Below are 12,246 nucleotides of genomic sequence, written 5' to 3' on the forward strand. Positions count from 1 at the left end.
CACCCCGGCACGCCCGGTCGCACCCCGGGGGGTTGACCTCAACCTCGGTTTAACTTTCAGCATGGTGGGCATGACCGGAACCACAGTGTGCCCCGATCCTCCGACTCCTGACTGTGACGACCGCGACGGCCTGACCGCCGCGGACGGCCAGGTGCCGCTGCGGGCCGGCCGGCGGGAGTGGCTGGGGCTCGCCGCACTCGCGTTGCCGACGATCCTGATCGGTATGGACGGGACCGTCCTGCACCTCGCGGCTCCGGTGCTGAGCGCCGACCTGGCGCCGACGTCCTCACAACTGCTGTGGATCATCGACGTCTACGGCTTCGTGGTGGCCGGCCTGCTCGTGACGATGGGCACGGTCGGTGATCGCATCGGCCGCCGCCGGCTGCTGATGATCGGTGCCGCCGGCTTCCTGACCGCCTCGGTCCTGGCCGCGTTCTCCACCAGCGCGGAGCTGCTCATCGCCGCCCGCGCACTGCTCGGCCTGGCCGGCGCAACGCTGATGCCGTCGACTCTCTCCCTGCTCAGCAACATGTTCCGCGATCCCGGTCAGCGACGCCTGGCGATCGCGATCTGGATGACGAACTTCATGATCGGCGGGATGGCCGGTCCGCTCATCGGTGGCGTGCTGCTCGAGCACTTCTGGTGGGGATCGGTGTTCCTGATCGGCGTACCGCCGCTGATCGTGCTGCTGGTGGCGGCGCCGTTCCTGCTGCCGGAGTTCCGGGACGCGCGGACCGGACGGATCGACCTGCTCAGCGTGGCGCTGTCGACCGGGGCGATCCTCGCGGTCGTGTATGCGATCAAGGAGACCGCGAAGGACGGCTTCCACCTCAGCAGTCTGGGCATCGCGCTGGTCGGCGTACTGCTGGGCTGGGTGTTCGCGCGCCGGCAACTGGGGCTCACCGACCCGCTGATCGACCTGCGGCTGTTCCGTCGGCCGACGTTCCGCGCGTCCCTCGGCGCACAGACGTTCGGCCTGTACGTGCTCGCGGCCATGCAGTTCCTGACCGTGCAGTACTTCCAGCTCGTGCTCGGCATGTCGCCGCTCGAGGCCGGTCTGTGGATGCTCCCGATGATGGTCACCGGCATCATCGGCACGCTCGGCGCCCCGTGGGTGGTCCGCCACCTCCGGTCCGGTACGGCGATGACGCTCGGCTTCGCGGCCGCCGTACCCGGACTGGCCCTGATGACCATGGCCGGACGCCTCCCGGTGGTGGTCGGGCTGGCGATCACCAGCGCGGGCATCCAGGTGGTGCTGGCGCTCACGTACGACGTGATCGTGAGCAGCGCGCCGCCCGAGCGGGCCAGGGTGGCGTCCGGCATGGGTGAAACCGGCACCGAGCTCGGCATGGCGCTCGGTATCGCGATCGCCGGCAGCCTCGTGACCGCGGTCTACCGCGCGGCGATCCCGGTCGGCGCGCCCGAGGCGGCGCGCGACACGCTGGGCGGTGCAGTGGCGGCCGCCGAGCGTCTGCCCGGGCCGGTCGGACAACAGCTGCTGGAGCTCGCCCGGGACGCGTACACGAACGGCGTACAACTGGCCGTCGTCGTGAGCGCCGCCATCGTCGTTCTGCTCGGGGTGGCCACGGCCACACTGGTTCGGACGGACTGAGCGGCTACCCTCGGTACCTGTGAGTACGCCACGTTCGCTGACGTTGCCCGACGGGGTTCACCGCGCGACCCTCGACACCGACCGTGGGTCCTTCGCCACCCTGATGGCGGTGCCGGAGATCGGTACGCCGCTGGGGACGGTCCTGCTCGTCCCGGGCTGGACCGGCAGCAAGGAGGACTTCACGCCGCTGGTCGACCACCTGTGCCGCTACGGCTGGCGGACGGTCGCGGTGGACCAGCGCGGTCAGTACGAAACACCCGGGCCGGCGGACCCCTCGGCGTACACCTTGGCGGAGCTCGGCGCCGACGTGGTCGCGATGAGCGTGGCTCTGGGCGGCTACAGCCAGCTCGTCGGGCACTCGTTCGGCGGCCTGGTCGCGCGGGAGGCTGTGCTCACCGATCCGTCGGTGTTCTCGACGATCAGCCTGATGTGCTCCGGTCCGGCGGCGTTCACCGACGAGGTGAAGGTGCAGGGGCTGCAGATGCTCGCCTACGGGCTGGACAACCTGCCGATCGAGCAGGTGTACGACCTGAAGCTGCAGCACGACACCACAGGACCGGCGTACATCGCGCCGCCGGAGGAGATCGCGGCCTTCCTCCGCAAGCGCTTCACCGGCAACGTCCCGGTCAGCCTCGCCGAGATCACCCGGCGACTGGTGGACGCCCAGGACAAGACCGACCAGCTCGCGAAGACCGGCGTCCGCGCGCAGGTCCTGTACGGCGAGGGCGACGACGGCTGGCCGATCGAGAGCCAGCGTCAGATGGCCGCGGAGCTGGGCGTGGAGCCGCAGGTCATCCCCGAGGCGTTCCACTCCCCGGCCATCGAGCAGCCGGCCGCGACCGCGCGCCTACTGGTGAAGTTCTTCCACGACCGCTGAGTCACCTGACCGGCTTGACCGCCGGCTCGACCCGCAGGAGGTCGAGGCCGATCGGGGTCAAGGCGGTCTTGACCTCCTCGGTGTAGGCCACCAGTTGCACCGGCGAAGGACCGCCGTCCATCCCCGTCCCGCCGCCCATCGTGATGCCGAGCTCCTTCCGAGTCGACATGAGGTCACCGACCTGGTTGGAGATGCGCTCACTGTCGGCCCGGCTCAGCAGGACCGGGGTTACGCAGAGGTTGCCGTCGTACACCTTCTCGAAGGCCGCCTTGAACGCGTTCAGGTCGCCACGGGCGACGCCGATCATCACCACCACGGGCGCGCCGCGGGACGAGCCCTTCGGATAGTGCAGGACCGGGCCGAAAGCCTGGTCGGCGTGCGCGGCCAGGAAGCTCGTCACCGCGGCCGAGTTGAGGTTGCTCGGCTTCGACACCCAGCCCCCGGCCGGCGCGGCACACGGCAGCGGCGGCAACGGCTCCTCCACCGGCGCGGCCGGTGCCTCCTGCTCCTGTACTTCGATCGAGCGGTCCGCACCCCAGATCCCGATCAGGGTCGCCCGGCCGACGCGAACACCCTTGGTCGTCGTCATCCCGGCGATGCGGTCGAGGTCGACACCCTTCAACGTGACCCCGAACCCTTCGGGGCAGCTGGGCGCCGGCGCCTTCCCGGGCAGGTAGCCGACCAGCGTCGTGACGTGCGGCGTACAGAAGACCGGAGCCTTCCCCGGCTCGGCGATGATCTCGCCACTGACCTGGACGCGATCACCCGGACGGACCAGCAGGTCGTCGTTCGACGGCGCCGCCTGCGCGGTCCGGAGCTGCGGAGTCTGCGATTGATTGCTTTCAGCAACTGGTGGAGTGGGTTCCCGGCCGCCGGGCAGCACGGTCAACGCGGCCGCCGCGATCGCGGCCACGCTGGCCGCGGCCAGGGCGGGAACCCACGCGCGCGGACGGCGCCGGCCCGCGAGCATGCGATCCAGGTCGGGCTCGGGCGCCGAGGGCTGGTCGGCGCGCCAGCGCGCACCGGCCCGCCGCAACAGGTCGTCGACCTCGTCGGTCGGGTTCATTCACTGACCTCCAGCAGGGTGCGCAGGCGGGCCCGCGCATCGGACAGAGTGGACTTGACGGTGCCTTCGGAGCAGCCCATCACCGCGGCCGTGTCGGCGATCGACAGGTCGGCGAAGTAGTAACAGTCCACCGCGAGACGTTGCCGGGCCGACAGGGTGCCGAGCGCGTGGTCGACGTCCATCCGGGCGTCCAGATCCGGCCGCGCCACCGCGCCATCGTGCTCGTCCAGCTCGCCGACCGGCCGCAACCGCCGGACCGCCTTCCGGGCCTGGTCCGCCGTGATCGCGAGCAGCCAGGCCGACGGGGTCCCGCGGCTCGCGTCGTACTGACTCCGCTTCGCCCACGCCCGCGCGAGCGCCTCCTGCACGATGTCGTCCCGGTCCGCCCCGACGGCGAGCCGCGCCGCCAGACGAGCCATCGCCGGCAGATGCGGCCGCACCCACTCCGCGAACCCGGCCCCGTCCGAAGGCGGCCCCACTACCACCACCGGCTCATCCGTCATCGTCGGCATACCTCGTCTACCCCCGAATCCCACTTCCGGTTGGGTCCCTACCCGATTTCCAACGACCCCACCCACCCCAAGTCACACCCCCGACTTATCCACAGATCCCCGAACCCACCCCACAACCCCTCCCCCACTAACTACCGTCGAACCACCACGACCTGGGGAGACCAATGCCACCCGCACCAGACCACCCACCCGACCCCACCACCCTCCACCAAGCCTTCAACCGCACCCGCCCCCTCGACTGGGGCACCGGCTTCCCGACATCGGCAGAGATCGCCCGGCGCCATGGCGCAAGGGCGACCCGAGAGAGCCTTCGTCTGATCCAGCAGGCTCTTCACGTGGAACCGCAGGTCACAGCACAGTTCCTGGCTGCACTTCCACCGGGCAGTGCGCCGTACCAACTGGACCGACGGGTCAAGGCACCTGAGTCACTCGCACGCAAGATCCGGGACTCCACATCCCAGCGCCGCCGGGTGCCGCTGGACGACGTACTCCGCTACACAGTGCTCGCCACCTCGCCCGATGATCTGGTCAGTTCCGCACGCCACACCATCGACTGCCTGACGGATCAGGACTGGAGGGTTACATACGCCATGCATTCGTACACTGATGGATCCCGTTACAAGGGCCTCCACGCCTACGTCGCGGTGCCAGGCGTCGACCGGGTTGAGGTCCAATTCCACTCACCCGAGTCAGTGAGGATCAAGGAACAGACGACTGCGTGGTACGAGATCGAGCGCGGTGCCGGCTTCTCGACCGACGAACGCGCCGCCGCACGCCAGAAGTGCATCGAGTTGTCGGCGAGCCTGTCCGAACCTGCCGGTATCGGCCGTCTGACCACGCTGGGCGGCCGACCTGTTGCGGTCAACAACTACAGTGACTCCCGGCAACAACCGCCGCCGGCAGCCCGGCTGCGGACCAATGAGCCGCACACTGTCGATCAGGTATCACGGATGAGGACGAACGACGGGATGACGCGATGAAGCTCTATCTGGTGGAGGAAGAAGGAGAGCCGCGCTGGTTGGCAGCCCTGGCGCACGAAGTGATGTATGCCTACGTCGCGAACACCGGCAAGTTCCACAACCACAACGCTCTGCGCAACGACTACTACATGGAACGGCACTTCACCTACGAGCAGATTGGCCCGGCGGAAGCGCGGCGCCTGATCGACGACGACCTCGGTCGGCTCGACGAGATCGAAGAAGCTGAGGACCTCGCCATCTGGCAAGCAGACCCCAAGCCACTGGACCCGGCCGACGTACTGTCCATCGCAGCCGGATACAACCGCTGATCATGCTGCTGTACCTGGTGTCGGAGGACGAGCGGCGGGTCTGGGTCGCCGCGTTGGCGCACGAGACGATGTACGCCTACGTCGCGAACACGGGGAAGTTCCACGACAACAATGCCTTGCGCAACGACTACTACATGGAGCGCTGGTTCACGTACGAGGCGATCGGGCCGGCCGAGGCTCGGCGGCTGATCGATGAAGGGGTCGGAACTCTGGACGACGACGACCACACGGACGCGCTGGCCCAATGGCGGTCCGATCCCAAGCCGCTCGACCCGGTTGACGTGCTGTCCATTGCGGCTGGTTACTACCGCTGATGACTCGGTTGTACGTCGTCAGGGACGGGGAGCGGGTGCTGTGGTGGCGGCGTTGGTGGATGAGGATGTCTGGACTCATGTGGTGAACACGGGGAAGTTCCATCGCAATGAGGGCGCCCGGCATGACTACTACTTCCTGAACGAACTGGAGTACGCCGAGATCGGCATCGCCGAGGCGCAGCGGCTGATCCGCGCTGGGGTTGGGACGGTTGACGAGCAGGAGTTCCCTGACTCGGCACGCAGGTGGCTGGAGGATCGTGACGCGATGGATGCCGAGGTGGTGTTCGCGTCGGTGGTGGCTGATCTCGCCTAGTGTCCTGAGTCAGACGTTCGGCGCGAGATCCAGGTGGTCAGGTGTGCCTGGGCGTTCGGAGACGCCACCAAGCTTCTGGGTCAGGACGCTGGATGTCGGCTGGTTCAGGTGAAGATCGGTCGTTGGCGTTGCTGCGCCGCGGATCGGGTTGCCTGGCGGGCGGTCATCCGACGGTTCGTTGTCCCAGACTGCGAAGTGTGCGGCCTGCCTGAGCTTCTCGTCGTCGGCGATCCAGCGGGACGGTCTGCGTGGCGGCGGGGTGGATGTGCCCGACGCGTTTGGGCTGTGGTCGGGCTCGGGGGGTGACGCCGCCCAGGCTGACCGGGCTGCGTCTGGGGGCGCGGACGTGGAGGCTGCCGAGGGTGCGGCCGCAGAGGTTGGGACCGCCGGGGCTGAGTCCGCAGAGGTTGGGACCGCCGGGGCTGAGTCCGCTGAGGTTGGGACCGCCGGGCCTGAGTCCGCAGATACAGGAGGCGCACAGGCTGAGTGCGCCGAAGCTAGAGGTGAAGGTCCTGGACCCTCAGAGCCTGAGGGTGCCGGAACTGACCACGCGGAGTCCATGCCCGAGGCCGTGCGAGCTGCGGGCGCGCACGCTGTGGAGTTCGGTCCGGCGGCTGCCGGTGCGGACGCTGCCGGTGCCGAGGCTGCCGGTGCGGAGGCTGGGGGCGCGGAGGATGGCGGGGCCTGGTGGTCCTTCGAAGCGTCGTTGGGCAGGGGTGGGTGGCTGCGCGAGGGGCGTGGGGGTGGTGGGTTGGTGGTGCGGTGGAGGGTTGGGGGTGGTGGGTCGGCCCAGGTGGGGCGGGTGACGTGGACTGTGCCGTTGGTGATGTGGATGGTCCAGTGGCCGGAGTGGAGGTCGCGGTGGTGGCGGCGGCAGAGCAGGACGAGGTTGTTGATGGCGGTGGGGCCGCCGTCGAGCCAGCTGTGGAGGTGGTGGGCGTCGCAGTGGATGGGTGGGGCGGCGCAGACGACGCAGCCTTTGTCGCGGGCGTTGAGAGCGCGGCGCAGGTGGCGGTTGACGAGGCGTGCGGCGCGGCCGATGTCGAGGGGTTCGGAGTTGGTGCCGAGAACGAGCGGGATGATGTTGGCGTCGCAGGCCAGGCGGCGGATGGCGGCCGCGGACAGGTCATCGCCGTAGACGAGTTGGCCCGTGGCATCCGCGGTGGCGGCCTTGAGGTCGTTCAGGTCGATGGTGACGGTGATGTTCGCCTTCGCCCCGAACCCCGGCACCCAATGGTCCCCGCCGGACCGCCCGCCGCCGGCCCCGGTCAGGTGATCGGCCGCCGGACTTCCGGTCGGCTCGGCGGCAGGGCGATCACGGTCGGTCGAGGTGGTTCCGTCGCCGGCGAGGGCGGTGCCGACACCAGCCGAACGGCGGTCGGTGGTGGGGCGGTCGTCGCCGCGGAGACCGCTGCTGGTGGCCGCGGGAAGAGGCGGGTCGCCGGGGAGTTCTTCGCCCCGCAGGTCGGTGTCCGTGGGTGTGGCGCGGGGTGGCTGGCTGGGGCGGTCATCGCCGCGATCGGCGGTGTCGGCGGGTGCGGGGCGGGGCGGGTCGCTGTGGCGGTGGTCGCGGCGGGGGGTGGTGTCGGTGGTTGTGGCGGCGAGGGTGAGGGTGGTGGTGAGGGCGTCGGCCTGGCGTTTGGCGCGGGGGCGGGGGTCGGGGTCGCCGTCGACGGTTTTGTGGGGGCGGGCGTTGGCGTGGATGAGGGCGCGGAGGAGTTCGGCGTTCTCGTTGGCCAGGTAGCCGCGGAAGGTCACGCCGTTGTCGGCGTCGCTCAGGGTCAACGATTCGCGGGCGTAGGCCTTGTGTTCGTCGGGTTCGGGGCCGTCGGTGTCCAGCAGGTCGCGGATCTGTTTGCCGGCCCGGCGGAGTTCGGCCGGGGACAGGTGGCGGGCGAGGCTGACCAGTTGCTGTTCGGCGACCTCGAGGTCCTCGACCGGGACCGTTGCCGGAACTCGTTCGAGGGAGGTGACGATCGCCTCGGCCTGGGCCGGGCGCAGCAGCCAGGGCCGGTCGGCCGCGGAGTCAGCAGCGGGGCCGGCCGCAGGGTCGGCCGCGGGGTCGGCGGAGTCGGCTGTGAGGTCAGCGGGGTCGGCCGCGGAGTCGACAGCAGGTGCGACTGTGGAGTCGGCAGCGTCGGCTGCGGAGTCGGCGGCAGCGTCGGCTGTGGGGTCGACAGCGGAGTCGGCGGGGTCGGCTGTGGTGGGCGGGGTTGGGTTTGGATCGGGGAGGGCTGTTGAGACGGTGGCGTACTTGGGGAGGGCGCGGGCGAGGCGGACGTCTCGGTGGGCGTCGGTGCTGTTGAGGCGGTAGCGGAAGGTCAGCAGTCGGGCGGTGTCGTGGGCGCCGACTTCGTTCGCGTAGCCGACATCCTCGAGACCGGCGATCACCTGGAGGCGGTAGGTCTGCAACCGGGCCAGCTCAGCATCCAGCAGGTCGAGAGTCGACAGCATCTCGCTGCCGCTCATCGACCACACCGGTCGCTGTCCCAGATCTTCCATGCACCAACTCTAGACACCCCCTCCGACAGTTTCCGAAGGCCAATCACCCTTATTTTCAAGACGTTCCGGGTGGCACGCTTGTGTAGAGCTGGGTGATGACTGACTCGATGGTGGGTTCGGCGATGGTCAGGTCGATGAGGGGGTAGTTGGCGGCGATCTGGGCCAGGAGCGGGGCCGCTTTGGTGGTGGTAGGGAAGGTCAGATGCTGGCGGGGTCCGTCGACCTTGATCACGGTGGCGCCTTCGACCTGGATGGCTGGGAGGGAGGTGGCCAGGTCGACGACGAGGGTTCGGGGGGCGGACTGGCTGGACTTGAGGCGGTCGAGGGTGCCGTCGAAGATCTGGCGGCCGTGGTCGATGACCATGACGCGGGTGCAGAGGGCCTCGATGTCGTCGAGGTCGTGGGTGGTGAGGATGACGGTGGTACGGCGTTCCGCGTTGACCTGGGCCAGGAACTCGCGCAACCGGGCCTTGCTGATCACGTCCAGGCCGATCGTCGGCTCGTCCAGGTAGACGATCTCGGGGTCGTGCAGCAACGCGGCCGCGATGTCGCCGCGCATCCGCTGCCCCAGCGACAGTTGGCGGACCGGGACGTCGAGCAGGTCGCCGAGGTCGAGCAGTTCGACGAACGTCGCCAGGTTCTCCGCGTGCCGTGCCCGCGGGACGTCGTACATCTTCTGCAGGACGGCGAAGGAGTCCTTCAGCGGCAGGTCCCACCACAGTGTGGTCCGCTGGCCGAAGACGACGCCGATCCGCTTGGCCAGCTTGAGCCGGTGGCGGGACGGGTCCACGCCGGCGACCCGGATCGAGCCGCCGCTCGGGACCAGGATGCCGGTGAGCATCTTGATCGTGGTCGACTTGCCGGCGCCGTTCGGGCCGATGTATCCCATCACCTCGCCCGGCTCGACCGTGAACGACAGGCCGTCGACGGCGCGGACGACCCGGCGGGTACGGCGGAACCCGGCCCGCGAGGACACGGTGAAGGCCCGGGACACGTTGTCCAGCTCGATGACTGCCACTGCTCAACTCCCTGTACTGCGGTAACGACGGAGACCGCCCCGCCAGGCCAGCGACGCCAGCGCGATCATCACCGCGGCGACGACCGGCGACAGCAGGCCGATCCAGGACGGCAACCCCAGCGGGGCCGGTTTGCCCAGCACGAAGAGCACCGGGTAGTAGTTGACGAAGGCAAGCGGTACGACGAACGTGACTGCCCGGACGATGTCCTTGCCGAAGACGCTCAACGGGTACTGCGTCAGCGTCTGACCGCCGTACGTGAACGCACTGGCCACCTCGGCCGAGTCGACCGAGATGAACTGGAAGGCCGCCCCGAGCACGAAGATCGCGGCGAAGATCACCGACCCGGTGACCAGGGACAGCACCAGCATGATGCCCTTGGCAACGGTCCAGTCGACGTCGAGCCGGCCGAGCGCGAACACGAGTACGACGCCGGCCTGCAGCGGCCGGCCGATCCGGCGCAGGGCGAACCCGTCCGCGGCGGTCTGGATGAACGCGGGCATCGGCCGGATCAGGTAGACGTCGAGCGAGCCGTCGCGGATCCGCTGACCGATCCGCTCGATCGACCCGGTGATCAGGTCGGCCACCCCCAGCGTCATCGAGGCCGTTGCGTAGAGCAACGCCATCTCCCCGAGGGTGAACCCGCCGAACGCGTCGATGTGGCTGAACATCAGCACGATCGCGGCGAAGTCGGTGACCGTGATCATCATCCCGGTGAACAGCATCAGCACGAACGACGCCGGGTACGCCAGCGCGGACCGGATCCACATCAGCACCAGCATCCAATACTGCGCCGGGATCCGGCGGAGCTGCTCAACCACCCTGGATCACCACCTTCCGGGTCGCCAGCGAGGTGACGAGTTGCCCGGCCAGCAGCAGCACCAGGATCCAGCCGAGCTGGAACATCAGCGCGGACCCGGTCTCGCCGGGGTTGCGGCCGAGCCAGATGTCGATCGGCACCTGCAGGGTCGCGGCCCACGGCGTCGCCCGGGCGAACTCGCCGATCCAGCCGGGGAAGACCACCAGCGGCAGGATCGTCCCGGAGAAGAACAGCGACAGCATCAGCCCGAGGGCCTCCATCCCACGCGAGTCGGTGATCCAGAACCCGGACAGCGCGACCAGGTACCGGATGCCGAAGCTCACCAGGATGCCGAGCGTCAACCCGGTCGCGACCGCGAGCCAGGTGAGGGCGCCGGAGGGGAACTTGAGGTCGAAGACGAGCGCACCGACGAGCAGCGGTACGCCGCCGCGGACGATCAACTGGAACGTCGCCCGCCCGAAGTCGACCGACAGCCACCACAGCATCAGGTGTGTCGGCCGATACAGGTCGACCGCGATCTCGCCGGTGCGGACCCGTTCACCGAGCTCGACGGTGGTGCTGGCGCCGAAGATCCCGATCGGCATCAGCAACCCCTGCTGCAACCACACGAACGTCAGTGCGTCGGTCGCGTCGTACCCGCCGAGACCCGGCCGCTCGTGCCAGAGCGTCAGGTACACGCCGCAGAGGATGAACCCGAACACCGTGTTCGTGAACGCGCCGGACGCGGTGGCGATCCGGTACGTCGAGAACCGGCGGAACGACCGTACGCCGATCGCCCAGTAGACGCCCACGGCAACCTCCTCTCATCGCTCGAGGTGGTGTCCGACGGTCCAGCGGCACGCAGAACTACCCCGGATCTGACAGGACCCGGGGGGTTCGGACACCACTGTGACAGGCATGGCTGACCCACACCATTGTCAAGGAAAGGGTTCGGACAGTACGCCGCCCGGCCGACAAGCGTCAACTGGATAACCGGGCCGGGTGCGGGACCCCTCAGACCCGCACCCGGACCGGTGGTTCAGGAGCCTTCGGTCTCCAGGAGGCGGGCGAGGAGAGTGGCGAAGGGAATGGGGTGGGTGGCGTAGCCGGTGTGGGCCCCGGGGAAGGTGACGACGGGCCAACCGATGTGGGTGGCGATGTGGTGGACGGGGCGGGCCGGGAGGTGTTCGGCGGAGGTGAGACCGGCGGCGGGGACCAGTTTGTCGGCGACGAGCTTGAGGGCGTCGAGGTCGGGCTGGTAGCGGGTGAACGGTAGGAGCTTGTGCTGGTAGAAGGTGGCCGCGTTCGCCTGCATGCGTTCGGCGAGGTCGCGGTACTCCGGCAGCAGGTCCTCCGCCGGCGGCATCGCGTCGTCGTCCAGACCGGTGCCGATCGTGAACAGCAGGTCGGCCGCCTCGACGCCGTCCCGGGTATACGTGTCGTGCACGTCCTGGAAGAACGCTCGGGCGTCGACCACGTCCGGGAGCAGCTCGACGCACGGCGGCTCGTGGGCGACGAGCAGGCGGACTCGATCCGGCCAGCGCGTAATCAGCTCCAGGCCGGTGATCGCGCCGGAGCCGCTGCCGAACACGTACGCCGGTCCGTCGCCGGAGACCTCGTGGATCAGCGCAAGCGCATCCTCGGCCGACCGCGCGACCTCCTCGTCAACGGTCCCGACCGGTCGCCGCCCAGGAAACACGGCCGAGTCGTCCGGCCGGCTTCGGGAGTTGCCGCGGGGGTCGTAGGTCACCACGGTGTAGTCGGCGGCGAGCCGGCCGACGATGCCGTCGTACACCGCCGCGTCGGTCGCGCCGCCCGGGATCAGCAGCAGCACCGGCCCGGAGCCGGTCACCTCGTAGTGCAGCGTGGCCCCCGGCACGGCCAGCTTGTTCACGGTCTTCGCGCCCATCAGGCAACCCCTCTCTCGTTGCCCTCAGCCTCCAACCA

Annotated in this window: 13 protein-coding genes; 6 read left to right on the forward strand and 7 right to left on the reverse strand. The window is 69.2% G+C overall.

Translation table 11 applies throughout. The annotated features are described in order from the left end of the window. Positions 1 to 70: 70 nt before the first annotated feature. Together ACQPYZ_RS27465 and ACQPYZ_RS27470 are read left to right on the forward strand one after the other, a co-directional pair. Positions 71 to 1,612, forward strand: a complete 1,542-nt coding sequence (locus ACQPYZ_RS27465) for an MFS transporter (protein ID WP_433161143.1) — start codon at positions 71 to 73, stop codon at positions 1,610 to 1,612. A 19-nt stretch (positions 1,613 to 1,631) separates the two neighbouring features. Continuing rightward, a complete protein-coding gene (locus ACQPYZ_RS27470; RefSeq protein WP_433161144.1) occupies positions 1,632 to 2,489 on the forward strand; it encodes an alpha/beta fold hydrolase in 858 nt (285 codons plus the stop codon). Between the two features lies 1 nt (position 2,490). Here ACQPYZ_RS27470 and ACQPYZ_RS27475 read toward each other — a convergent pair whose 3' ends face one another. Continuing rightward, entirely contained in the window at positions 2,491 to 3,555 is a 1,065-nt protein-coding gene (locus tag ACQPYZ_RS27475) for a hypothetical protein (RefSeq protein WP_433161145.1), read from the reverse strand. Further along, positions 3,552 to 4,058 (reverse strand): RNA polymerase sigma factor, encoded by a 507-nt coding sequence (locus ACQPYZ_RS27480; RefSeq protein WP_433161147.1) that lies wholly within the window; start codon positions 4,056 to 4,058, stop codon positions 3,552 to 3,554. The genes ACQPYZ_RS27475 and ACQPYZ_RS27480 overlap by 4 nt, the downstream gene beginning before the upstream one ends. 344 nt (positions 4,059 to 4,402) lie before the next feature. Here ACQPYZ_RS27480 and ACQPYZ_RS27485 point away from each other — a divergent pair, with 344 nt between their 5' ends. Genes ACQPYZ_RS27485 through ACQPYZ_RS27500 form a run of 4 tightly spaced genes read left to right on the forward strand, consistent with a single transcriptional unit; the run spans position 4,403 to position 5,982 of the window. Further along, positions 4,403 to 5,047, forward strand: coding sequence for a hypothetical protein (locus ACQPYZ_RS27485; protein ID WP_433161149.1), 645 nt, complete (start codon positions 4,403 to 4,405; stop codon positions 5,045 to 5,047). Beyond that, positions 5,044 to 5,355: a hypothetical protein gene (locus ACQPYZ_RS27490; RefSeq protein ID WP_433161150.1), complete on the forward strand. Its 312-nt coding sequence runs from the start codon at positions 5,044 to 5,046 to the stop codon at positions 5,353 to 5,355. The genes ACQPYZ_RS27485 and ACQPYZ_RS27490 overlap by 4 nt, the downstream gene beginning before the upstream one ends. 2 nt (positions 5,356 to 5,357) lie before the next feature. Then, the gene (locus ACQPYZ_RS27495; RefSeq protein ID WP_433161152.1) at positions 5,358 to 5,669 is read left to right on the forward strand and encodes a hypothetical protein; all 312 of its coding nucleotides are present in this window, start codon (positions 5,358 to 5,360) and stop codon (positions 5,667 to 5,669) included. Positions 5,670 to 5,712: 43 nt separating this feature from the next. Continuing rightward, positions 5,713 to 5,982: a hypothetical protein gene (locus ACQPYZ_RS27500; protein WP_433161154.1), complete on the forward strand. Its 270-nt coding sequence runs from the start codon at positions 5,713 to 5,715 to the stop codon at positions 5,980 to 5,982. A 9-nt stretch (positions 5,983 to 5,991) separates the two neighbouring features. Here ACQPYZ_RS27500 and ACQPYZ_RS27505 read toward each other — a convergent pair whose 3' ends face one another. The 5 genes from ACQPYZ_RS27505 to ACQPYZ_RS27525 all read right to left on the reverse strand — a co-directional run bounded on the left by ACQPYZ_RS27505 (position 5,992) and on the right by ACQPYZ_RS27525 (position 12,208). After that, complete coding sequence (locus ACQPYZ_RS27505; RefSeq protein WP_433161156.1) at positions 5,992 to 8,484, reverse strand: DUF222 domain-containing protein; 2,493 nt, start codon at positions 8,482 to 8,484, stop codon at positions 5,992 to 5,994. 55 nt (positions 8,485 to 8,539) lie between these two features. Beyond that, the gene (locus tag ACQPYZ_RS27510; protein ID WP_433161158.1) at positions 8,540 to 9,502 is read right to left on the reverse strand and encodes an ABC transporter ATP-binding protein; all 963 of its coding nucleotides are present in this window, start codon (positions 9,500 to 9,502) and stop codon (positions 8,540 to 8,542) included. Between the two features lie 3 nt (positions 9,503 to 9,505). Next, entirely contained in the window at positions 9,506 to 10,321 is an 816-nt protein-coding gene (locus ACQPYZ_RS27515; protein WP_433161160.1) for an ABC transporter permease, read from the reverse strand. Continuing rightward, entirely contained in the window at positions 10,314 to 11,111 is a 798-nt protein-coding gene (locus ACQPYZ_RS27520) for an ABC transporter permease (RefSeq protein WP_433161161.1), read from the reverse strand. The genes ACQPYZ_RS27515 and ACQPYZ_RS27520 overlap by 8 nt, the downstream gene beginning before the upstream one ends. Positions 11,112 to 11,338: 227 nt before the next feature. Then, the gene (locus ACQPYZ_RS27525; protein WP_433161163.1) at positions 11,339 to 12,208 is read right to left on the reverse strand and encodes an alpha/beta fold hydrolase; all 870 of its coding nucleotides are present in this window, start codon (positions 12,206 to 12,208) and stop codon (positions 11,339 to 11,341) included. Positions 12,209 to 12,246 lie beyond the last annotated feature (38 nt).

Origin of the sequence: Kribbella sp. CA-247076, from assembly GCF_050942445.1 — a bacterium.
Taxonomy (GTDB): Bacteria; Actinomycetota; Actinomycetes; order Propionibacteriales; family Kribbellaceae; genus Kribbella.

Coding starts and splice junctions, on each gene's coding strand:
- ACQPYZ_RS27525 (WP_433161163.1), bottom strand. CDS start 12,208: ATGGGCGCGAAGACCGTGAACAAGCTGGCCGTGCCGGGGGCCACGCTG.
- ACQPYZ_RS27505 (WP_433161156.1), bottom strand. CDS start 8,484: ATGGAAGATCTGGGACAGCGACCGGTGTGGTCGATGAGCGGCAGCGAG.
- ACQPYZ_RS27480 (WP_433161147.1), bottom strand. CDS start 4,058: ATGACGGATGAGCCGGTGGTGGTAGTGGGGCCGCCTTCGGACGGGGCC.
- ACQPYZ_RS27495 (WP_433161152.1), top strand. CDS start 5,358: ATGCTGCTGTACCTGGTGTCGGAGGACGAGCGGCGGGTCTGGGTCGCC.
- ACQPYZ_RS27490 (WP_433161150.1), top strand. CDS start 5,044: ATGAAGCTCTATCTGGTGGAGGAAGAAGGAGAGCCGCGCTGGTTGGCA.
- ACQPYZ_RS27475 (WP_433161145.1), bottom strand. CDS start 3,555: ATGAACCCGACCGACGAGGTCGACGACCTGTTGCGGCGGGCCGGTGCG.
- ACQPYZ_RS27465 (WP_433161143.1), top strand. CDS start 71: ATGACCGGAACCACAGTGTGCCCCGATCCTCCGACTCCTGACTGTGAC.